This window comes from Mycobacterium sp. SMC-4, from assembly GCF_025263265.1.
Taxonomy (GTDB): Bacteria; Actinomycetota; Actinomycetes; order Mycobacteriales; family Mycobacteriaceae; genus Mycobacterium.
The window spans coordinates 75,357-96,503 of the sequence record NZ_CP079869.1 but is presented as its reverse complement, the minus strand read 5'-3'; the positions used below and the strand labels follow the sequence as shown (position 1 = coordinate 96,503).

The following is a 21,147-nucleotide window of genomic DNA, read 5'->3' as shown; positions in this document are numbered from 1 at the left end:
CAGCTCATACGTCTGTTTCGTCCAGGAGTTGAGTGGCTGACCAGTCGGCGAACGCGGCGATGGTCAGCGACGGGTTGGCGCCGATCGGACCGGGGAACACCGAGCCGTCGCAGACCCGCAGGCCTGGCACGCCGTGAACGCGGCCAAATCGGTCCACCACACCGCGAGAGTGTGAGGTGTCGGCTGGGCATCCGCCGAGCGGATGCACCGTGATCACCCGGTTGAGGCCCCAGAGCGGGTTGGTGACGTACCGGGCGCCCAGCCGGGCCGCCATCGCCCGCATCTGGGTGTGCACCTGCTCGAAGTAGGCGCGCGAGCTTTTCAGCCGCCAGGTGCTGTCGAGTGGACCACCACGACGGAGGAACAGTTCCCCATCCGCAGTGTCGCGTCCCATCCCCAGCAGCGGCAGAGCCCGCGCGGCCGCCGAGCCTTTCAGCAGACCGCCCACGAGTGCGGACACGTTGGTCTCATGGGCGTTTCGGAACCGACCCCACAGATAGGGCGCCGCGCCTCGGGCAAGGTTGCCCAGCAGCAGCCGGGGGTCGCCGATGGTGGCCAGCCAGGCGATCAGCGGGGGAAATCCACCGTCCTCCAGGTACATGTCGACGTCGGCGCGCAGGCCCGTGCTGTCGCGCTCGGTCCGGTATCGCAGGTGCCGGTAGGCGGTGATCACGGGCCCCCGCGTCCCCTCGAAGTTTTGCGACGCGGTGCGCGGCACTGCGAAGCCCAGCAGGTCCCCGTTGCCGCAGAATCGCGATCCCAGCAACACGCCATACGGCAACCGCACGTGATTGCCAGCGGTACTGCGCAGCAGCAGCTCGGTCGAGCCCAACGACCCCGCAGCGAGGATCACCTGCTTGGCTTTCACCCACCGCCATCCGGTCTCGTCGGCCGGGTCACAGGGATGAACGGTGTAGGCGACCTCGAACAGGTAGCCGTCGGGGTCACAGCGGCGGTGGACGATGATGCGCGCTTCGGTCATCGTGTGTATCGACGCACCCCAGTGCGACGCGGCGGACAGGTAGGTGTGGTCGAGGCTGTTCTTGGCACCTTCGTTGCATCCGATGTCGCATTCGCCGCACAGCTTGCATGTGCGCCGAGAAGTTCCGAAGATGTTGCCGTAGTGCGCTTTCGGCATCTCGCCACCGACCACCGGCCGGCCATCGGGACCGCGGAACTGCACCGCGAGGCTGGCCAGTTCGGCCTGGCCGTCCGATCCGTCGAGAAACCGCCGCGTCTTGGTCAGGTCGAAATCGGCGTGGTCCACCGGCACGGTCTGGATGTCGAGGAAGCGCTCGACGGCACGGTAATGCGGCTCCAGATCCTCGTAGTCGAATGACCAATTCTCCCAGAGGGTCTGATTGTCCGGGTGCGGCTGGGTGAAGGCGTCGGGCTCCATCCGCAGCATCACGTTGGCGTAGATCAGCGATCCGCCGCCCAGACCGCTTGCCACGATTGCGTCGATGCCGATGAAGGACCGAACGTCGAACATGCCGTGCAGGTCGCGGCCGGGATCCCAGAAGTTGGCCGCCAGACCGTCGGGTGTGCGGGGAAACGATCCCGGCGGGTAGGGTTTGCCCCGCTCCAGCACGCACACCTGGCGGCCTGCCTGCGCCAACCGCGCCGCCATCACCGAACCGCCGAAACCGGTTCCGATGACCAGGTAGTCGGTCTTCTCCGGCACGTCACCGATCGACAAGCTCATGTGGCTGCCCCCCAGCACCACCCCGGCGGTCGGGGTTCTGCGCGTCGTGAAGAAGAAGACTACGCATGGCGCGCGCCGTGGCGCCGTTGATCAGAGCCCCGATCCCCTCGCGACAGCAGTGAGCGACAGCGCTGTCTGCGGGCCTACGCAGAAACAGGTAGTGCACTACGCGCGCGCCGAGGACGTCGCTGTTCTTACAGTTCTGATCGGCGCCGGGGGGTGTTTCAGGAGGGGGAACGTCCGGGCTTCGTCTGCGAAGCCCGGACGCCACCCAACTCCGACTCGCCGGTTTTACTCGATTCCGTTTCATCGGTCTGCCAGCGCAGCATTCCGTCAGGGTTTCGTTACTGACGAAGTGGGCAAATACAACGCGGACGTAGTTGTCAGGAAACCTACAGAAACGGATCACCCATGATCGTGCTCGGCATCATCCTCTTGTTGATCGGCTACTTCACCACGCTGCCGTTCCTCTACACGATCGGCGGCATCCTCATCGTCATCGGCATCGTGCTGTTCATCCTCGGCGCGGTGGGCCGGCCCGTCGGCGGTCGAAAAGTCTGGTTCTAGCTCAGCACTGCCAGCGCTGCCGCCCGCGCGTCGGCAGCGCTGGCGGTCGCGAGCACCGCATCGGCGGCCTCGCGGCACTGCTGCAGACTCACCTGCGCCAACTTCGCGCCGACGGACTGCACCGCTGCGGACGCCGCGGACAGTGACGTCACTCCCAGCCCGGTCAGCACGCACGCCAGCAGTGGGTCGGCCGCGGCTTCACCGCACACCCCCACCGGCTTGTCGGCCGCGGTGCCGGCCCGCACCGTCATCGCGACCAGCGCCAAAACCGCCGGCTGCCACGGATCGGTCAGCGTGGCCAGCTCAGCCGACATCCGGTCGGCGGCCATCGTGTACTGCGCCAGATCGTTGGTCCCGATCGACAGAAAATCGACGTGGGCCAAGATCTTGTCGGCCAGCAGCGCCGCCGCGGGCACCTCGATCATCACCCCGGGTGTGAGCCCGTGCTCGCGGCACTGCGCCGCGAAGTTCTGCGCTTCCAGCGCGGTGGCGATCATCGGCGCCATCACCCACGGCGGGTTGCCGGTGCGCTGGCCGGCCACCGCGATCGCTTCCAGCTGACGGGTCAGCAGCCCAGGGTTGCCCTCGGCGATCCGGATGCCGCGCACCCCGAGGGCGGGGTTGGCCTCGTCGGGATGACCGGCGAACTTCAGCGGCTTGTCCGATCCGGCGTCGAGGGTGCGCACCACGACCTTGCGGCCCCCGAACGCGGTGAGCACCTCGGCGTAGATCTCGGCCTGCTCGTCGACCGTGGGCTCGGTGTCGCGGTTGAGGAAGCACAACTCGGTCCGGAACAGGCCGACGCCTTCGGCCGGGGTGTCGCGGGCTTTGCGCGCCGCCCCGCCGTCCTGGACGTTGGCCAGCACCGCGACGGCATGCCCGTCGGCGGTGGCGCCCGGACCCGACCAGTGGGCCGCCTCGGCGGCCAGTCGTTGTGCCTCGGCGACCGCGTCGCGGGCCGTGGCCTGGTCCGGCTCGACGGTGACGGTGCCCAGCGTGCCGTCGACGAGGACGGCGGTGCCTTCGGTGACGTCGTCGAGTCCGGTGACGGCGACCACGCACGGGATGCCGAGCTGGCGGGCGATGATCGCGGTGTGGCTGGTGGGGCCGCCCAGCGTGGTGGCCAACGCGACGACCAGCGTCGGGTCCAGTCCGGCGGTGTCGGCCGGGGCCAGGTCCTCGGCGCACAGGATCGACGGCACGTCGGGCACCGGCACCCCGGGTTCGGGCAGGCCGGCCAGCTCGGCCACCACCCGGTCGCCGATGTCACGCAGGTCGGTGACCCGTTCTGCCATCAGGCCACCCATCTTGGTGAACATGTCGACGAACTGGTCGATCGCGCCGGTCACCGCCCGCACCGCCGGCGCGCCGTCGGTGATGCGTTTTTGCGCCGCACTGATCCACGCCCGGTCCTGGGCCAGCGTCGCCGTCGCGGTGAGCACTTCGGCGGCAGCTCCGCTGGCATGGGTCGCGCGCTCGCGCAACCGGGTCGCGACCGCTGACGCGGCGGCGGTGAAACGCTCGACTTCGCCGGGCCGGTCGGCCTCGCCGAGGTCCGGGCTGGCGCCGGCGTCGATGTCGGGCAGCTTGCCCGGGCGGATCACGGGTGCGTACTGAACTCCGGCCACAACGGGCACCCCACGCAGGACGGTGCCGGCGGATAGTGAGCTGAGCGATGGCGACGCGGTCATGTGAACCAGGTTACAAGAAACTGTTGACAAGTCAACACATTCACGAGTAAAACCAAATGTATCAACATCAATTCGGACCTACAGTCACATAAACCCGCACCGCAGCTACGGAGCTCCATGTATCCCGAAGAGCGTCAACAGGCCATCGCGTCCCTGGTGATCGCCCAGGGTAGGGCTTCGGTGACCGAGCTGGCGCAGGCCTACGACGTCACCACCGAGACGGTGCGGCGTGATCTGGCGGTCCTGGACAAGGCCGGCATCGTGCGCCGCGTGCACGGCGGAGCCGTCCCGGTCCGCGCCCTGCACCTGGTCGAACCCGGCGTCGGTGAGCGCGACACCACCCGCGCCGAGCACAAGGACGCCATCGCGCTCGCTGCCGCGGAGTTCTTCCCGCTCACCGGCGCCACCGTGCTGCTCGACGCCGGCACCACCACCATGCGTATCGCCGCCCAGCTGCCGACCGACCGCGAGCTGATCGTCGTCACCAACTCGGTTCCGATCGCCGCCCGGCTGGCCACCATGCCGACGGTGTCGTTGCAGCTGCTGGGCGGGCGGGTGCGCGGCCTGACCCAGGCCGCGGTCGGCGAACAGACGCTGCGGGTGCTCGACACCCTGCGCGTCGACATCGCCTTCATCGGCACCAATGCGCTCAGCGTGCGCCACGGGCTGTCCACCCCCGACAGCGACGAGGCCGCGGTCAAGCGCGCCATGGTCCGCGCGGCCAACTACGTCGTCGTCGCGGCCGATTCGTCGAAGGTGGGCCGGGAGGACTTCGTCAGCTTCGCCCCCATTACCAGCGTCGACACCCTCATCACCGACACCGAGATCAGTCCCGCCGACAGCGCCGAGCTCACCGAGCAGGGCGTCGAGGTCATCTGCGCAGGAGGCCACCAGTGATCGTCACCGTCACGCCCAACCCGAGCATCGATCGCACGGTCACGCTGCCCTCGCCGCTGACCCGCGGGGCCGTGCACCGGGTGACGTCGGTGACCAGTCAGGCCGGGGGTAAGGGCGTCAACGTCGCGCGCGCGTTGACCCTGGCCGGCCTCGACGCGGTCGCAGTGCTCCCGGCCGGACCCAACGACCCACTGCTGTCCGCGCTGCACACCGCCGCGGTGACGGCCCGCGCGGTGCCGACATCCGAGCCCGCGCGCACCAACCTGACCATCACCGAACCGGACGGCACCACCACCAAGATCAACGAACCGGGTGCGACGCTGGATGCGGGCACCGTCACCGCGCTGACCGATGCGGTGCTCGAGGCCGCCCGCGACGCCGACTGGGTGGTGATGTCGGGGTCACTGCCGCCCGGTATGCCGGACTCCTGGTACGCCGACGTGGTCGCGCTGATGGCCGAGCAGCGCTGCCGCGTCGCGGTGGACACCTCCGACGCTCCGCTGGCCGCGTTGGTGGCCGCCCTGGACCGCGGCGCCCCGGATCTGATCAAGCCCAACGCCGAGGAGCTCGCCGGAGTGCTCGGCGAATCCCCTCAGGCCCTTGAAGACGCGGTGGCCCAGGGCGATCCCGAACCCGTGGTGGTGGCCGCGCGCCGGTTGACCGACCGCGGCATCGGCGCGGTGCTGGCCACCCTGGGGGCGGCCGGCGCGGTGCTCGTCGATGCGACCGGGGCGTGGATGGCCACGCCGCCGCCCATCGTGCCGCGCAGCACCGTGGGCGCCGGTGATTCGTCGCTGGCCGGGTACGTGCGTGCCGAGGTCGGCGCTGCCACGCCGCCGCAGCGGCTGCGGATGGCCGTGGCCTACGGCAGTGCCGCGGCGGCCCTGCCCGGGACCACCCTGCCCGGTCCCACCGAACTCGATCTCGATGCCGTTGTGGTGTCGCCGATTTCACCGATTCCTGCCAACCGGTAACGCCGGACGACGAAAGTAGTGCCATGACCAGCCCCACTCCTTCAGCGCCGATCATCACCACCGATCTGGTGTTGCTCGACGTCGCCGTCGACGGCGACAAGGAAGCCGTGATCGCCCGGCTGACCGCCAGCCTGGCCGGTGCGGGCCGCACCTCCGACGCCGAGGGCCTGCTCGGCGCCGCCATGGCCCGCGAAGGTCAGTCGGCCACCGGCCTGCCCGGCGGCATCGCGATCCCGCACTGCCGCTCCCCCTATGTGGACACCCCGACGATCGGGTTCGCGCGACTGACCCCGGCGGTGGACTTCGGCGCCCCGGACGGCCCGGCCGACCTGGTGTTCCTGATCGCCGCCCCGGAGTCGGGCGGGCAGGAGCACATGAAGCTGCTCTCCAGCCTGGCGCGGGCGTTGGTGCGTAAGGACTTCGTCGCGTCGCTGCGTAGCGCGGGCACCGCCGCCGAAGTGGTCGAGCTGGTCGACGGCGTGGTCAACCCGGCACCGGCTGCCCCGGCCGCGCAGCCCGCGGCCTCGCCGGTCGAGACGGCCACGAAGACGGTCGTCGCGATCACCGCCTGCCCGACCGGTATCGCCCACACCTATATGGCCGCCGATGCGCTGGCCGCCGCGGCCAAGGAGGCCGGCGTCACGCTGGTGGTGGAGACCCAGGGTTCCTCGGGCAGCACCCCGGTGCCGGCTGACACCATCGCCGGGGCCGACGCGGTCATCTTCGCCACCGACGTCGGCGTCAAGGACAAGGGCCGCTTCGCCGGCAAGCCGGTGATCGCCTCGGGCGTCAAGCGCGCCATCAACGAGCCCGCCAAGATGATCGCCGAAGCCGTTGCCGCAGCCGACAATCCGAATGCACCGCGCGTCGAGGGGTCGGGTGCGGACGCCGCACAGGCACCGTCGGGTGACGTCGGCTGGGGCACCCGGACCCGTCAGATCCTGCTGACCGGCGTGAGCTACATGATCCCGTTCGTCGCCGCGGGTGGTCTGCTGATCGCGCTGGGCTTTCTGTTCGCCGGCTACGAGATCGCCGACACCGGCAACGACATCGCGCTGAACTACTCGCTGACCAGCCTGCCGCCGGGCGGCTTCCTGGAATACCTGGGCGCGATCCTGTTCACCCTCGGCGGGTTGGCGTTCGGCTTCCTGGTGCCCGCGCTGGCCGGCTACATCTCGTTCGCGATCGCCGACCGGCCGGGCATCGCGCCCGGCTTCACCGCCGGCGCGCTGGCGGTGTTCATCGGCGGCGGCTTCATCGGCGGCATCGTCGGCGGTGTGATCGCCGGCTTCGCGGCGCTGTGGATCTCCAACATCAAGGTGCCGCAATGGTTCCGGGGCCTGATGCCGGTGGTGATCACCCCGCTGTTCGCGTCGCTGGCGGTCGGGCTGATCATGTTCTTCCTGGTCGGCCGTCCGCTGGCCTGGGTCAACACCAGCCTCACCGAGTGGCTCAGCGGAATGTCGGGCACCTCGGCGATCCTGCTCGGCGTCATCCTCGGCTTGATGATGTGCTTCGATTTGGGCGGCCCGGTCAACAAGGCGGCGTATGCGTTCGCCACCGCCGGGCTGGCCGCGGCCACCACCGCCTCGTTCGAGATCATGGCCACCGTGATGGCCGCGGGCATGGTGCCGCCGCTGGCGATGGCGCTGGCCACCACCATCCGGCCCCGGCTGTTCAGCGAGCCCGAGCGGGAGAACGGCCGCGCGGCGTGGCTGCTGGGCGCGTCGTTCATCTCCGAGGGCGCCATCCCGTTCGCCGCGGCCGACCCGCTGCGGGTGATCCCGTCGATGATGTTCGGCGGCGCGATCACCGGCGCACTGTGCATGGCCTTCGGCGCGACCTCACGGGCCCCGCACGGCGGCATCTTCGTGCTGTTCGCCATCGACAACAAGCTCGGCTTCGTCATCGCGCTGATCGCGGGCACCATCGCCGGCGCATTGGCCGTCGTGGTGGCCAAGCAGTTCATCAAGCCCGGCGCCAGAACCGAATCCGAGCTCGTGGCCGCCTGACCGTCACCCCATCCACCGACCCGACCGACACCCAACCCACCACTCAGAGGAGAACCCCTATGCCCACCAAGACCGTCATCGTCGGCTCGGCCATCGGACTGCACGCCCGGCCCGCGGCGATCATCGCCGAGGCCGTCGTCGAGGCCGGTGTGCCCGTCACCCTGTCGATGGACGGCGGTGAGCCCGTGGACGCCGGCTCGGCGCTGATGATCATGACGCTGGGTGCCGGCAACGGCGCCGAGGTCACCGTCGCCTCCGACGACGAGGCCGCCCTGAACAAGGTCGCCGAGCTGGTGCAGCAGGACCTCGACGCCTGAGTGCTGAGGGTGCTGGGATCTCGGTCGTAACGCAGCGCCAGAGCTCACTCCACGCCGCAACTTGAACGACACGGGTGCGCCTTGGTCCGTCGCGGGCTCAGGACCACCGGTTTGAGGGCTCCTACAACAGCTCTCTGCCGAAGCCTGCCCACCGGCCCGATCCGGTAACTGGTGGAGTGGACCTTCCGAGGTTGCTGCATGACACGACATTTGCTGGACGGCTAGCCCAGCTGATGCACCATCTTGCGCGCCAGTTTGCCGACTTCATAACTTTCATAAGTTATGACTCCGTGGAAGGAATATGGGGGCTGTTTCATAACTGATGCGGCAGTGTGAATACCTGCCTGCTCAGAGTCGGGCATCGGGGCATCAAATCGGCGGCATGCGAACACTCATGTACACATATGTCCCGCCTAATCACGCGGTCCCAACTACGCGAAGTATCTGACTAGTCTCGCCGCGTCGGACTGGCACGGGAGTTGAACGACGGCCACAGAACCTGACGAGACATCACCGCTTGCCCGGAACGCGGGACCTTACGGAATCATAAGTTATGATTCCATGAAGTTCATGGCATAACATCTCCATAGTTATGCATAATGGACTGTGTGGACACGTCCGCCATCCTCGAAGCCGGCGAAAGTATGACTGCCGAGTTCAAGTCCGAGATCAATGACAAGGAGCTGGCGCGAGTAGTCGCCTGCCTAGCAAACGGCGACGGCGGGGTGCTACTGATCGGGGTCGAGGACGACGGCACGGTGATAGGCGCGAGACCCCGTCACGGTACTCGCACCGACCCCGCCAGGGTCGCTGCATACGTACAGGCCAACACCGAGCCGGCGCTAGCGGTTGAGGTCGCAGTCGAAATCATCGACAAGCGCGAGATCATCCGTGTCGACGTTCCGCGGGCGGACCCCGGACCTGTGGGCACGAAGCTCGGTGTCTTCACCCGAAGGGTCCTCGACACGACAGGTCATCCTGCCTGCGTGCCGATGACCCCCCATGAGATCGTCAGCATGGGAATGGTGACGCGTGGGCAGGATTTCGCCGCAGCCCAGGCACGCGGAGCCACGCTGGCGGACCTGGATCCGGCAGAATTCGACCGTTTTCGGAAACTCTGTCGCACCGCTGGAGATGACCTAGGTGGCTTGTCCGACATCGACATTCTGCGCGCACTGGGTCTTGTGCCACTCAACGAACCCGTGAGCCTCGGCGCGATTCTCCTGTTCGGAACAGAGGAGTCCCTACAGCGTTGGGTTCCCAACGCCGAGTGTCTCTTTCAGGACCTTCGTGCGGACAACATGTCAGCCAACGTTCGTATCATGGCTCCGCTCCTACGAGCCGCGGAAGAACTGCGCAAGCTGATCGATCAGCGCAACACAACTACCGAGCTGACGGTGGGTCTGCAGAAGGTCGAAATCTCACTCATTCCTTCGGTGACGCGCCGAGAAGCCGTCGCCAACGCGCTGGTCCACCGCGACTACGCGGCCGTTGGTCCCACTCTCGTGCAAATCACCGGCAGCGAGTTCGTGGTTTCGAATCCCGGTGGCCTTCCACCGGGAGTGACCCTTACCAACATCCTCGATCAGTCGCGGCCGAGAAGTCCGATACTCGCTGCCACCTTCAAGCGCGCGGGTCTCGTGGAGCGTCGCGGCAAGGGTGTCAACGACATGTTCGAACAACAGTTGCGAGCTGGCCGAGACGCCCCCGACTACTCTCGCAGCACCGCCGAATCGGTCGTCGTGACAGTGCCACTTGGAAGCGCGGACCTCGACCTGGTGCGATTCCTGCTCACGTGGGAAGACGCTCATCAACAGCCTCTGAGCCTCGACGAGATCCGCACTGTGCACGAAGTCAAGTCATCCGGATCCGCGACTGGTCCTGAGGTCGCCTCCGCGCTCAATCTGATACCTGCGACAGTCCGGGGCATTCTCGCGCGGCTGGTTGAAGCGGGGATTCTTGAAGCACGTGGGGCTGGCCGCAGCCGGAAGTTCCATCTCACTGCTCGGTTCTACGACCTCGCGCAGGACCGTAGTGCCTACGTACGCGTGAAGGGCGCAGATCCCCTCCAGCAGGAACGTATGATCCTCGATTACGTCGGAGCCTACGGATCGATCACCCGTGGCCAAGCTGCAGAGCTCTGTCAGACAACGCCCCAACACGCGCGCGAAACCCTGAAACGCCTCGTTGAGCGCGGGGCTCTGGCCATGCAAGGGGAACGACGGGGAGCGCATTACGTCGTGGCTGATCGCGGCGCGACGTCGTCGCCACAAGAAAGCGAAATGACTCCCCGTGCGGCGCCCTTAAGCTAGCCGGTGTGCTTCCGACAGGGGCGCCTAACGTAGCTCTTTGCCTGACCCGCGGGGGGTGCTTTGGGTTTGCCGGGTAGCTGTCGGCACACTATCCACGGGTGGATGTCGGCAGGGGGTGACACCAAATGCGGCGTGTAGCGGGGGTGGTCGCCGCATTGCTCTTGCTGGTCGTGTGTGCACCGCCGGTTGGGGCGATCGAACCGCCGGTGATCGACCCTGCGGCGATACCGCCCGACGAAACCGGTCCCGACCAACCGATGGAGCAGCGCCGGGTGTGCGCAGCACCTACGGTGTTTCCGGATTCGAACTTCGCCGACCGCCCGTGGGCCAGCGACTACCTACGCCTGTCCGATGCTCACCGCTTTGCCACCGGGGCGGGCATCACGGTCGCCGTCATCGACACCGGAGCCAATGGATCGGCCCGGGTACCCGCCGAGCCCGGTGGAGACTTCGTCGACCAGGCCGGCAATGGCATGTCCGATTGCGACGCGCACGGGACGCTCACCGCGGCTGTCCTCGCCGGCCGGCCCGCTCCCACCGACGCGTTCGTCGGTGTCGCCCCGGATGCCCGCATACTGTCGCTGCGGCAGACCTCCGACAGCTTCCAGCCGGTCGGCACCCGCAACGATCCCAATGATCCCAACACCACCCGCACCGCCGGGTCACTGCGCAGCCTGGCACGCGCCATCGTGCACGCCGCCAATATCGGCGCCCAGGTCATCAATATCAGCGAGGCGGCCTGCTACAAGACCACCCGCCCGATCAACGAGAACGCGGTCGGTGCCGCAATCGATTACGCGGTCAACGTCAAGGGTGCAGTGATCGTCGTCGCCGCGGGTAACACCGGCGGCGACTGTACGCAGAACCCCGGACCCGATCCGGCTGTACCCGCGGATCCGCGCGGCTGGCAGAAAGTGTCTTCGATCGTCTCGCCGGCGTGGTATTCCCCGCTGGTGCTCACCGTCGGCAGCATCGCACCGAACGGCCAGCCCAGCGGATTCTCGATGCACGGGCCGTGGCTGGACGCGGCCGCGCCGGGTGAGAACCTGGTAGCCCTCGGCTACGACGGGAACCCGGTCAACGCGCTGCAAGGCGAGGACGGTCCCATCCCCATCTCCGGTACCTCGTTCTCCGCCGCCTACGTTTCCGGACTGGCAGCGCTTGTGCGCCAGCGTTTTCCCGAGCTCACCCCCGCTCAGGTCATCAATCGGATCACGGCAACCGCGCGGCATCCCGGCGGCGGAGTGGACAACGTCGTCGGGGCCGGGGTGATCGACCCGGTCGCCGCGCTCACGTGGGAGGTGCCGCCCGGCCCGGCCCAGGTTCCCTACCAGGTCAAGACGATCCCCCCGCCGGTACACGTGCCACCACCCGACCGCGGCCCGATCACCGCGGTTGTCCTCGTCAGTTTCGGCGTCGCCCTCACTCTCGGCATCGGCGCACTGGCCCGACGATCGTTGAGGCGGCGATGAGAAATCTCCGGTCGATCTTCGGTCTGCGCTTCACCACCGGCCACGCGCTGGGGGCCGCGGTGCTGATTCCCGCCGTTGTCCTGCTCTTCAACGCGATCAACCTGTCGTGGCTGGGCATCACGCTGGCGGTTGTGACCGGGCTCAGCGCCGTGGTCACCATCCGGGGCCGGCGTCTGACCGGCTGGGTGGGTGCGCTCGTCGCCTGGCGGCGCCGGCATCGCCAGCCTCCGCCGGCACCGTCGGAGCCGGCCGTGGGGGCGACGGTGGTCCCTGCCGACCACGTCGCGGTGCGGTGGCAGGGTGAGCACTTGGTGTCGGTGATCGAATTGGTCCCGCGGCCGTTCACACCCACGGTGATCGTCAACGGGGCGGCGTTCACCGACGACGTGATCCACACCCGCGTCGTCGAGGACCTCCTGCGCGCGTTTTGCCCCGACCTCCACGCCGATGTGGTTTCAGCTGGTTACCGTGTCGGGAAGACCGCACCGTCGGCTTTGGTCGCGCTCTACGAACAGGTCGTCGGACCGTATCCGGCGCCGGCCCGCCGACGAACCTGGATTGTGTTGCGTGCCAACCCCGAGCGCACACAGAAATCCGCCGTCCGCCGCAACGTCGGAGTCGCAGGGCTGGCGCAGTACCTGGTGTCCTCGACCACCCGCATCGCCGACCACCTCGCCAGCCGCGGGGTCGACGCCCGTCCGGCACGCAGTTTCGACGACTTCGACCGTGCCACCGAGATCAGCTTCGAACGCGAGACCTGGTCGATGATCAAGGGCCGCAGCACCTTTACCGCGGCCTACGCCGCCCCCGGGGGACCCGATGTCTGGTGGTCTGCGCGCGCCGACCACACCGTTACCCAGGTGCGCATCACGCCGGGGTCGGCTCCGACGGCTACCGTGCTACTCACCACGCTGGCCAACCCCTCGACACCGCGCGGGTTTTCCTGCTTGTACGGAGGTCAGCGCGCCGCCCTGCTGGGTCAAAGCCCGGTCACCGACCGACACTACGAACTGCCGGTCGGCTCTGCCGGTGTCCTGGTCGGCGAGACTGCTGACCGCTATCCGGTGTACATGCCCTTCGACGACGTCGACAGTTGCATCAATCTCGGTGACGCGCGGTTGTTCACGCAGTTCGTCGTGCGCTCGACAGCCGCCGGCGCCGAGGTGACGCTGGCGCCAGAGTTCCGGGAGTTCGCCGGGTACGTCAACGCGCGGACCGGGCCGGTCGCCAAGGTGTCATGGCCGCATGCCACCACGTATCTCGGCACCCATCCGGGACTGGGACGGGTTGTGCTGCGAGACAACTTCATAGCCACCCCCCGGCATAAGCAATTGCCGATCAGACTGATCAATCCCCGCGAGGAAAGCCGCTACCAGATGGTGCTGGAATCATGAGCTCCGAGGAGGTTCAGGTCGAGCCTGAGGACTTGCACCGCAAGGCGACCCAGATCGAGAGTCTCGTGTGGACGTCTGCATCGGCGCAGCCCGAACTGGTGGCACCCGACGCCTTGATTGTCAGCAGCGTGGCCGTGACCAATTTGGCGGTCAATGCCAGAGCACTATGGGCGCACCAGCAGTTCGGCAAGATCGAAGGCACCCGACTGGCTCAGACACTGCACAACGTGGCCGACGCGTACGCTCAGATCGACCAGGCCTCGGCCCAGGACATCGCGGCGACGATCGATGGCGACGGCACCCCGCTCGCCGACACCACGGTGTACCCGAAGGCGGTGACCACCCCCGCCCCACCACGGCCGCCGGCGATGCCGATCCCGAAAGGGCAACCTCCGGCTGATCAGATGATGTTCCCTCCAGATGCCCAACGGGCACTCGATGCCGGCGACCACGGTGCATCGCTGCAGGCAGTCGCGCAGTTGTGGCGTTCCAACGCACAGACTTTGGAGGGCTCTGCACGTCAGTTCGAAGTCAACAGTGTGCTGTGGGAAGGCGCGGCCGCGGACGCCGCCTACGCGAAGTTCACCAGATACCGCGACTGGCTGATCGGGCTGGCCGAGTCGTGGAAACGGCTCGCCGGTGAGGCCGATCGCATCGCCCAGGCGCATCGCACGGCTCGACAGGACCACCACCCGGTGGCTGACGAGTACCAACAGCTCCACGACTCTGTCATGGGTAAACCGCTGAGCCCTTATACGTATTCGACGATGGAACGAATGGCCGAACTGCAGGCGCGGTCTGAGTCGCTACGCAACGCCTACGCCCGCGACGGACAGCCCTACCAGATCACCCCCGAGGAACCACCCAACCCGGTGGTGTCGGGCGTCCCGGTGACCTTGCAGGATCATCGACACGCCCGCCGCGCAGACCCCCGATCAGATGACAGCCGTCGCGGCGCCCCGTCCGCGGGTAACGGCAGCAGTTCGGAAGCCGGCGGCGGTGCCCCACGGCCCACCCAGCACGCCGCGACATCGCCGGCTGGGGGATCGCCCGCAGCAACGCAAGCACCCGAAGGCAATTCGCCGGCCGGGAGCCCTTCAGGCGGTGCCCCTTCCTCCGGGGCGCCGAGCGGGGCGACACCTGGGGGCGCTCCGGGTGCAGGCTCCCCGGGCTCGACCGCGCCCACCCACCCGAAGCCCGAGCCCACATTCCCGCGGGGTCCATCGGTCCAGCCGGCCGCGCACAGCGGCGCCGGGGCGGGCGGCGGTGGTGGTGGCGCCGGGGTTCCGGCCGGGCCGCTGCAGCCGGCTGTCAGTGCCGAGACCGTGGCGCCGACCCCGGTCGTCGCGCCGAGCGCACCTGCGCCCGCGCAGGGTGCCGGTGGCTCTGGTGGTGCCGCGATGGGCGGCGGCATGGGTGGGATGGCCCCGATGATGCATGGCGCGCAGGGCAATACCGGCGAGAAGAAGCGTAATCCGCAGCTCTCCGAAGACGAGGAACTCTACACCGAAGACCGTCCGTGGACAGAGCCGGTGGTCGGCAACCGGGCACGGCGCCGTGGTGCGTCCGACGACAGCAGGAAGGAGTCGTAGTGACCGACGACATGCACCCCGAGGTCGCCGCGGTCCTCAAGCAGGCCCGGCGACTGCAGTCGCTGATGGACGACCAATTGGAGAAGATGGCCTCCGACTCGTTCAGCGGATCCGACGAGGACGAGACCATCAAAGTCACGCTCAACGGACATCACTGGATCAAGGACGTCCACATCCGGGACGGCCTCCTGCGGCTGGGCGCGGAGACCGTCGAGGATCGCGTCAACGAGGCGCTACACCAAGCCAACCACGAGGCCTCGGCGTCCATTGACGCGGACCGGGAACGGATCGACGCCGTGGTTGCCGAGATCACCTCCGACCTCTCCGACGGAGCGTGACGGTTACCGCGTGGCGCCCCGTTCGGCCGATGTCACCGGGCGGGATCGCGACGGCCTGAGGACGTCGTCGGCTTCCGCAGCCACGGTGTGTTCAACTCAGCTCGGCACCGGCGGCGGAATGTCGACTCTGCGAATCTGTTCGCCCGAGCGGTGGTCGGTCTGCTCATATTGCGTGGCCGCGTCACGAAGTTTGTCCCCGTAGCTGCGCGCGGCACGGGCAAGCGCTGACAGTTCTGCAGCCATGGTGTTCTGCGCGCTTCGGCACGCGGCAGCGGTCTGCAATGCCGTGACCCCCACGGCCGCGTCACCGAGAAGCCGGTCAACGTCGCTGGATGCCAGACGATCGCCGGCGGCGGTGAAAGTATCGCCGACGGTGCGTAATTCGTCGGTGTTGACCCTCAACTTTCCAGCCATGCGATCTCAGAACCGCAGATTGCGAAGGAGGTCGTACACGCCGGCGATCCACAGCAGCATCGGTATTACTGCGGCGATCGCTGCGCCGTCGAACAGTTCGAGGATCCGTTTGGTCACCGGTGATATCCGTCGGATACCGGTGGTGGCACCGATGACGATGACCGCGCACAGCGCCGCGACTATGTAGATCGCCAGAATCAGCCAGGCTCGCTCGGGATACCACAGGCACAGGCGCACGGCCACACCCGTAGGGATGGCTACCGCGGCTGCCATCAGCGCCCACGCACACCATCTCTCGGCATAGAGACGGGCTCGGAATCCGCACACCAGGGTCACCAGGCCGGCCATGATCATGCTGTGCAGAAAGAAATGTCCTTGCACGACAACGGCAACCGCGCCGACGGTGAGGACAGTCGCGCCGGAGGTGAGGAATCCGATCAGCAGGCGCTTGGCGAGGCGACTGCGCTCGGTCAACCGAGCGGCCGAATCCGGCACCGATGCGATGATGGCCTGCCACGTCTCGGACTCCTCCGACGTGTCAGGCGTGACGACGGGATCGAGCAATTCGTCGTTGGACACCGTTTCCCCAGGTGCCGGAATAGGCGGCAGCGCGATTCGGGCCACAGCAACGGTCAGCTTCGCTGCATTCGTCACGACGATCAGGCCGAACGCGATAGCCCCCGCGGGAACCCAGTCACCCCAGCCGTATCCGAACGCGATCGCCGCCCACGTCACCGCCAGCGCCAGCATCGCCAAGAACGCCGCGATCTCAGCTCGTCGCCGCGGCCCACCACGCGTCGCCAACACCATCAGCAGGACCAGCGCCCCCGCACCGGCGATTTGTGGGGCTCCGAGTGAGTCCACCCCTCGCGGCAACGGTATGGCCAGCGTCACCGCTCCGATCAGCGTCAGCAGCGAGGACACCAACAGGCTCTCCGCCATGTCGACATCATCAAACCGCTTCTGCGCCCGCAGGCTTGCCGCCAGTAGGCACATCCCCAGGACGCCCAACCCAACAGCCCACCACCAGTGCTGTCCCGCCGAGGCCCACGACAGCACCGCGACCACGGTCACTGTGGCCGCGGCAAAGGGCAGCATCCAGCCGACGAAGCGGTTCAATGCCTGGCGGTCGAACTCCGGTGCCTCGTCGAGAACCGCGATCGCATCGATGACATCTTCGACCAGGGGGCGGTACCGCTCGGTGCGACTGACGGGAACCAACGTCAACAGCGACCCGTCCACGACCCCGACTTCGTCGAGTGAGGCGGACTGTCTGATCGGCGGCGCTCCGGGCCGGGCGAAGGACCACACTCCTTGTGCCTTGAAGTCGAACCCTGCCAGATCCTCTGCCGACGTGTCAGACAGCGTGTCGGCCAACACGGACACCGTCTCGTCGACGTATGTCTCGATCGGCGCAGCGGACGGCAAGACCAGGTCTGTCATCCGCCGACCCGTCAGGATGGTCACCCGCGTGGTGGCCGGCCGGCCGGGTGCGACATCGGCCGACGCCGGGGACGCAGCTGTCGAGGTCAACGCCGTTCGATCCTGTCGAAGTCGTCAGACAGCGCGGCAGCCAACTCGACGACCCTGCGCTCGAAAGCTTTGTTCAGCAACCCGAGTTGGATCTCGGTGCCCGAAGCAATGTGCTTGTCGTAGGGCAGGACGACGACACGTCCCGGTGCAACATGCCGCTCGAATTGCTGCACCAGATCCTCGACGTCGATGTTCGGCTTACCGGGCACCACGTGGTTGATCACGACGCAGGATCGGCCCAGGAGATCTTGATATCCGTTCTGCCGCAACCAGTCCATCGTGATGGCAGCTTGGCGCGCGCCATCGATGGACGCGCTGGCCACGATCACCAGCCCGGACACCGTGGACAGCACACCGCGGGCCCCTGGCTGAAAAAGTCCCGCCCCGCAGTCGGCAAGAACCAGATTGTAGTAGCGCGAAACGATTTCGGTCGCAGACCGCCAGTCCTCGTCATTGAACTCACGACGGGCTGCACTGTATTCCTCGGAGGACAGCACCTCGAGATTGGCGCTGTTCATACTGGTGTAGGCACGAATATCGTTGTAGCGGTGCAGTTCCTTGTCCGACAGTAGATCGGCGATGGTCGCCGCGGACTGCCGACCCGCCCGATCGGCGAGGTTACCACCGTCCGGGTCGGCGTCGATGGCCAGAATGCGGTCACCGCGGATGCTGCTCAACGCAGAGCCCAAGGCAACGGTCACAGCGGTCTTGCCCACGCCACCCTTGAGGCCGAACACTCCGATCTGGTACGAATCGCGGGCGTTGCGGCGAATTCTGGTGTGGAGCTCCATCTCGTACATCTCATCGGGCGACAGCCCAAGGTTGACGCGGGTCAGCAGGTAAAGCCAGTGCCGCCACCCGCGTTGCGGGGGCAACTTCACCGCTGAGCGCACGCCGACATGCGACAAGGCGTCGATCGCGCGGTGGTTACCCATCGCTGCCGCCGATGTCGGCGGTTGCGCAACTGCCGGCCGGCGCTCCGCTGGCACGTCGGCGAAATGCTGGCTGGGCGGCGGCGCGGAAGCCTGCCGCGGTGCCGGCGCAGGAGCGGGACGTGCCGCCTCATGCCGGGCCCCCGTCTGACTTTGTGACTGCGGTATGCGCATCAACCCGTTGTCGGGCAACGGTTGCGGAATCGGCGCCTGGGTGAGCGGAATCTGCGCGGTCACCTCAGTCTGGCGAGGCGGTGGTGCCGCGGCGGCCTGGGGGTTGAGGGGAACGGCGGGAATGGGGGCCGGCGCGTCGGTGCGGTGGACGCCACCTTGTGGCGGCGACACATCCCGACCAATCGGTGGTGTCTCCCGATCCGGGTCCTCATCGACGGTGCGCAGCGCATCCGGGGAGTGGAAAAGCCGGTCATAGTCGGCCGACATGTGCACCTCTCAAGGTTGTTGTCGTGGGCTCAGGCACACCCGGTGGGCGATCATTCAGTGTCGGTCGATCACCCACCGGCGTGCACGATTGCGCTTATGTGAAGGTTCCGATCACACCGTTCTCGGTGGTTCCCATGTTCTGACCCGAATTGCTCACCGCGTGGCCGAGGCTCTGCAAGGCCTGGTTGATCTCCATGGAGTTGTTGTCCCAGCGCTGCTGCACAGCCTGATAGGACATCGAGCCCTCGCCCATCCAGGCAGCCTGCAGCCGAGCCAGTGAGCCCTGTCCCTCTTCGAGCAGGCCCAGGGTGCGCTGCACTGCGGCCTGCAATTCGCCTGCACCGCTTTCGATTCCGGCAAAGTTGTATTCGATAAGTCCCATGTCAGTTCTCCTCGTCTTTGTGGTCTCGGTCAGAGCATCTGGTTTGCGAGTTCGTCAGCGTTCTGCGCATCGGTGTTCTGATACGACTGCCCGCTGATGTTGATGTTCTGCGAGATGTCCTCCAGCAGACGGATCTGCTGCCCGGCGGCCTCATTGAAGCGAATCAACGCCGCCTGCGCCGCAGCGCCGGCACCTTCACTGTTCATACTGGCTTGCAGACCCGCGGCCGTCGACTCGACCTGGGCGAGGACGGTAGCCAGCTCGCCGCAGATGCGGTCGAAATTTGCCGCCTCCGCCATCAACTGCGGGGTATCCGCATTCACCAATCCCATTGCTGACCCTCTCTTTGGTTACCTGTGCTCTCGTCTGCTCGACGAGCTCCCCGACCCAGGCGGCCGGCAAGTCTTTGTATGTGCGACGACCTACCAGTCGTCTTCTTCGTCCTCACTGAGGTCGTGCGCCAACGGGGCCGGAGCGTTCAGTCCGGAGCGGTGACCGCCGGCCTGGCCCCGCTGGCCCATCATGCCCATCGGGCCACCCATGCCGCCGCCAGCGGCCACCGGCGCGAGCCCCGCCGCGCCGGCTCCGGCCGCCGCCGCACCGACGCCCACAGACACCGGATTCATGCCCGGCGTACCGAGCAGGTTGGACATCAGCGGCGTGCGGGCAGACGTACCACCGGCCCCGGGAAGCGACGCGGCCCGAACCAGTCCGGCGCCGGCTGCAGCACCGTTGCCGCCGATTGCCGGGTGGTTGGAAAATGGTGTCGCACCCAGCATTCCGACCTGTGCACCTCGGTCACCACCCATCATGGTGCCCATCTGGCCAAACATCGAGGACACCTGCTGCAGCGGTTGTGTCAGTTGCTGGAATGGCTGCGTGACACCTTGCATCATCTGCTGGGGTAACTGACCGAGGGTGGATCCCAGCTGTGAGGCCATCTGCATACCCATCTGCATTCCCTGAGAAGGGTCCTGAAGCGGGCCTCGGCCCGGATCGCTGTGCGTGCGACCTTGATTGGCCGCCTGCGCGGCAGCCTGCTCGGCGCGACCGGCCTTCAGGTTGGCCTCGTCGGCTTTGCCCTGTCCGCTGACCTGTGCGAACACCGCGTTACGCACCGCGGCACCACCCATCAACGGGGCCGCCCCGGCCATCCCACTGGCCAGGGTTGCCTCGGCGGCCCCCGGGAGGACGATCGGCTTGGGCATGGCCACCGGCTCGAAGGTCGCGTTGACCATCGTTTCGGACTCGTAAAGGCCCATCACCGCAGCAGCCTGATCCCACATCCGCACGTAGTCGGCTTCATTCAGTCCGATGGGGATGGCGTTGACACCAAGGAAATTGGTGGCCTCCAACACCGCGTGTGTGATGTGGTTGAGTTCGATCTCGACCAGCGGTGGAGTGGTTGCCATCGCCGTGGAATAAGCGGTGGCCTGCGCCGAAGCCTGCATCGCCCGCTTGTGAGCCTGCAGCGATAACATCCGCAGCCACACCACCATCGGCATCGCTGCGGTGATCGCCCGTTCACTTCCCATGCCCTGCCACATCTGCGCCAACGACGCCAAGCTCGCGGCCAATTCGTCGGCTTGGGTTTCCAACGAGATCGCGAACGCCTCCCACCCCGCAGCAGCCTGCAACATGGGAGCGGGCCCAGCTCCGGCCATCAGGCGGGAGGTGTTCACCTCAGGAGGAAACGCTCCCCAGATGGGCGGGATCGGAATCGTAGGCACAGCCATGGGCAGCTACCGTTCAGTCGGCTCTCCGGCTCACGCCAGAGTGGCGCCGTTTTCTCCGTCGACGGCCTGATAGATGCCGGCAATCTCGATGACGGTGGCACCCGCCCGGGCCAGTTCCTCCTGGGCCAACGCGTTGATTCCCAAGGTCTGGACTCCCTCGGCCATGAAGGCCGCAGCAGCCATCACCGACACCTCGTCGGCTCCGGCCGGGGCCAGCGCGCTGACTTCAGCGGTCGCTGCCGTACCCGCTGCCAGCCCACGGGCACCATTGGCGGCGACCTGACCCCCGATACCTGCAGCGCCGGCGTTATGACTCAACGGTTGCATTTGCTGACTCCTGCCACTCGTTCACGAATCCAGGCGCCGGTCTGCCGATCGGCGCGCGCCAATGGCCGGTGGTTGCTGTTTGAATCCCCCGACTCAAATGTTCCAGGCATG

Annotated in this window: 19 protein-coding genes; 10 read left to right on the top strand and 9 right to left on the bottom strand. The window is 67.2% G+C overall.

From position 1 onward, the window contains the following. Positions 1-4 precede the first annotated feature (4 nt). Positions 5-1,705, bottom strand: a complete 1,701-nt coding sequence (locus KXD98_RS00490) for a GMC oxidoreductase (protein ID WP_260761369.1) — start codon at positions 1,703-1,705, stop codon at positions 5-7. A 411-nt stretch (positions 1,706-2,116) separates the two neighbouring features. Here KXD98_RS00490 and KXD98_RS00485 point away from each other — a divergent pair, with 411 nt between their 5' ends. Then, positions 2,117-2,272, top strand: a complete 156-nt coding sequence (locus tag KXD98_RS00485; protein ID WP_260761368.1) for a hypothetical protein — start codon at positions 2,117-2,119, stop codon at positions 2,270-2,272. Here the strand turns inward: KXD98_RS00485 and ptsP are convergent. Continuing rightward, positions 2,269-3,963 (bottom strand): phosphoenolpyruvate--protein phosphotransferase, encoded by a 1,695-nt coding sequence (gene ptsP, locus KXD98_RS00480; protein ID WP_260761367.1) that lies wholly within the window; start codon positions 3,961-3,963, stop codon positions 2,269-2,271. The two genes, KXD98_RS00485 and ptsP, sit on opposite strands and share 4 nt — an antisense overlap. Before the next feature lie 117 nt (positions 3,964-4,080). On the opposite strand from ptsP, the gene KXD98_RS00475 reads away from it, so the two are divergent. From KXD98_RS00475 to KXD98_RS00435, 9 genes are all read left to right on the top strand, one after another. Then, a complete protein-coding gene (locus KXD98_RS00475; protein WP_260761366.1) occupies positions 4,081-4,860 on the top strand; it encodes a DeoR/GlpR family DNA-binding transcription regulator in 780 nt (259 codons plus the stop codon). Then, positions 4,857-5,834, top strand: a complete 978-nt coding sequence (pfkB, locus tag KXD98_RS00470) for a 1-phosphofructokinase (RefSeq protein ID WP_260761365.1) — start codon at positions 4,857-4,859, stop codon at positions 5,832-5,834. The genes KXD98_RS00475 and pfkB overlap by 4 nt, the downstream gene beginning before the upstream one ends. Positions 5,835-5,857: 23 nt before the next feature. Beyond that, positions 5,858-7,846 carry a fructose-specific PTS transporter subunit EIIC gene (locus KXD98_RS00465; RefSeq protein WP_260761364.1) on the top strand — a complete coding sequence of 663 codons (1,989 nt, stop codon included), beginning with the start codon at positions 5,858-5,860 and terminating at the stop codon, positions 7,844-7,846. 59 nt (positions 7,847-7,905) lie between these two features. Then, positions 7,906-8,163: an HPr family phosphocarrier protein gene (locus KXD98_RS00460; RefSeq protein ID WP_098005662.1), complete on the top strand. Its 258-nt coding sequence runs from the start codon at positions 7,906-7,908 to the stop codon at positions 8,161-8,163. 608 nt (positions 8,164-8,771) lie between these two features. Then, positions 8,772-10,475 (top strand): RNA-binding domain-containing protein, encoded by a 1,704-nt coding sequence (locus KXD98_RS00455; RefSeq protein WP_260761363.1) that lies wholly within the window; start codon positions 8,772-8,774, stop codon positions 10,473-10,475. Between the two features lie 125 nt (positions 10,476-10,600). Continuing rightward, positions 10,601-11,947 (top strand): type VII secretion-associated serine protease mycosin, encoded by a 1,347-nt coding sequence (gene mycP, locus KXD98_RS00450; protein ID WP_260761362.1) that lies wholly within the window; start codon positions 10,601-10,603, stop codon positions 11,945-11,947. Continuing rightward, positions 11,944-13,341, top strand: a complete 1,398-nt coding sequence (gene eccE, locus KXD98_RS00445; RefSeq protein ID WP_260761361.1) for a type VII secretion protein EccE — start codon at positions 11,944-11,946, stop codon at positions 13,339-13,341. Before mycP ends, eccE begins: the two co-directional genes overlap by 4 nt. Then, positions 13,338-14,933 (top strand): PPE domain-containing protein, encoded by a 1,596-nt coding sequence (locus tag KXD98_RS00440; protein WP_260761360.1) that lies wholly within the window; start codon positions 13,338-13,340, stop codon positions 14,931-14,933. The genes eccE and KXD98_RS00440 overlap by 4 nt, the downstream gene beginning before the upstream one ends. Beyond that, the gene (locus KXD98_RS00435; RefSeq protein ID WP_260761359.1) at positions 14,933-15,271 is read left to right on the top strand and encodes a YbaB/EbfC family nucleoid-associated protein; all 339 of its coding nucleotides are present in this window, start codon (positions 14,933-14,935) and stop codon (positions 15,269-15,271) included. Before KXD98_RS00440 ends, KXD98_RS00435 begins: the two co-directional genes overlap by 1 nt. A 96-nt stretch (positions 15,272-15,367) precedes the next feature. Here the strand turns inward: KXD98_RS00435 and KXD98_RS00430 are convergent, their stop codons facing one another. The 7 genes from KXD98_RS00430 to KXD98_RS00400 all read right to left on the bottom strand — a co-directional run bounded on the left by KXD98_RS00430 (position 15,368) and on the right by KXD98_RS00400 (position 21,036). Further along, entirely contained in the window at positions 15,368-15,685 is a 318-nt protein-coding gene (locus tag KXD98_RS00430; RefSeq protein ID WP_260761358.1) for an ESX-1 secretion-associated protein, read from the bottom strand. A gap of 6 nt (positions 15,686-15,691) precedes the next feature. Beyond that, positions 15,692-17,218 carry a type VII secretion integral membrane protein EccD gene (eccD, locus tag KXD98_RS00425; RefSeq protein ID WP_260761357.1) on the bottom strand — a complete coding sequence of 509 codons (1,527 nt, stop codon included), beginning with the start codon at positions 17,216-17,218 and terminating at the stop codon, positions 15,692-15,694. Beyond that, positions 17,215-18,591, bottom strand: coding sequence for a MinD/ParA family protein (locus KXD98_RS00420; protein WP_260761356.1), 1,377 nt, complete (start codon positions 18,589-18,591; stop codon positions 17,215-17,217). The genes eccD and KXD98_RS00420 overlap by 4 nt, the downstream gene beginning before the upstream one ends. Before the next feature lie 94 nt (positions 18,592-18,685). Further along, positions 18,686-18,973, bottom strand: a complete 288-nt coding sequence (locus KXD98_RS00415; RefSeq protein ID WP_098005647.1) for a WXG100 family type VII secretion target — start codon at positions 18,971-18,973, stop codon at positions 18,686-18,688. Between the two features lie 29 nt (positions 18,974-19,002). Further along, positions 19,003-19,305, bottom strand: a complete 303-nt coding sequence (locus KXD98_RS00410; protein WP_260761355.1) for a WXG100 family type VII secretion target — start codon at positions 19,303-19,305, stop codon at positions 19,003-19,005. A gap of 90 nt (positions 19,306-19,395) precedes the next feature. After that, positions 19,396-20,709, bottom strand: a complete 1,314-nt coding sequence (locus KXD98_RS00405) for a PPE family protein (protein ID WP_260761354.1) — start codon at positions 20,707-20,709, stop codon at positions 19,396-19,398. 30 nt (positions 20,710-20,739) lie between these two features. Then, positions 20,740-21,036, bottom strand: coding sequence for a PE family protein (locus tag KXD98_RS00400; protein ID WP_260761353.1), 297 nt, complete (start codon positions 21,034-21,036; stop codon positions 20,740-20,742). Between the last annotated feature and the right edge of the window lie 111 nt (positions 21,037-21,147).

Coding starts and splice junctions, on each gene's coding strand:
- KXD98_RS00420 (WP_260761356.1), bottom strand. CDS start 18,591: ATGTCGGCCGACTATGACCGGCTTTTCCACTCCCCGGATGCGCTGCGC.
- KXD98_RS00415 (WP_098005647.1), bottom strand. CDS start 18,973: ATGGGACTTATCGAATACAACTTTGCCGGAATCGAAAGCGGTGCAGGC.
- KXD98_RS00490 (WP_260761369.1), bottom strand. CDS start 1,705: ATGAGCTTGTCGATCGGTGACGTGCCGGAGAAGACCGACTACCTGGTC.
- mycP (WP_260761362.1), top strand. CDS start 10,601: ATGCGGCGTGTAGCGGGGGTGGTCGCCGCATTGCTCTTGCTGGTCGTG.
- KXD98_RS00440 (WP_260761360.1), top strand. CDS start 13,338: ATGAGCTCCGAGGAGGTTCAGGTCGAGCCTGAGGACTTGCACCGCAAG.
- KXD98_RS00405 (WP_260761354.1), bottom strand. CDS start 20,709: ATGGCTGTGCCTACGATTCCGATCCCGCCCATCTGGGGAGCGTTTCCT.
- KXD98_RS00400 (WP_260761353.1), bottom strand. CDS start 21,036: ATGCAACCGTTGAGTCATAACGCCGGCGCTGCAGGTATCGGGGGTCAG.
- KXD98_RS00460 (WP_098005662.1), top strand. CDS start 7,906: ATGCCCACCAAGACCGTCATCGTCGGCTCGGCCATCGGACTGCACGCC.
- KXD98_RS00485 (WP_260761368.1), top strand. CDS start 2,117: ATGATCGTGCTCGGCATCATCCTCTTGTTGATCGGCTACTTCACCACG.
- KXD98_RS00465 (WP_260761364.1), top strand. CDS start 5,858: ATGACCAGCCCCACTCCTTCAGCGCCGATCATCACCACCGATCTGGTG.
- KXD98_RS00430 (WP_260761358.1), bottom strand. CDS start 15,685: ATGGCTGGAAAGTTGAGGGTCAACACCGACGAATTACGCACCGTCGGC.
- KXD98_RS00410 (WP_260761355.1), bottom strand. CDS start 19,305: ATGGGATTGGTGAATGCGGATACCCCGCAGTTGATGGCGGAGGCGGCA.
- eccE (WP_260761361.1), top strand. CDS start 11,944: ATGAGAAATCTCCGGTCGATCTTCGGTCTGCGCTTCACCACCGGCCAC.
- ptsP (WP_260761367.1), bottom strand. CDS start 3,963: ATGACCGCGTCGCCATCGCTCAGCTCACTATCCGCCGGCACCGTCCTG.
- KXD98_RS00475 (WP_260761366.1), top strand. CDS start 4,081: ATGTATCCCGAAGAGCGTCAACAGGCCATCGCGTCCCTGGTGATCGCC.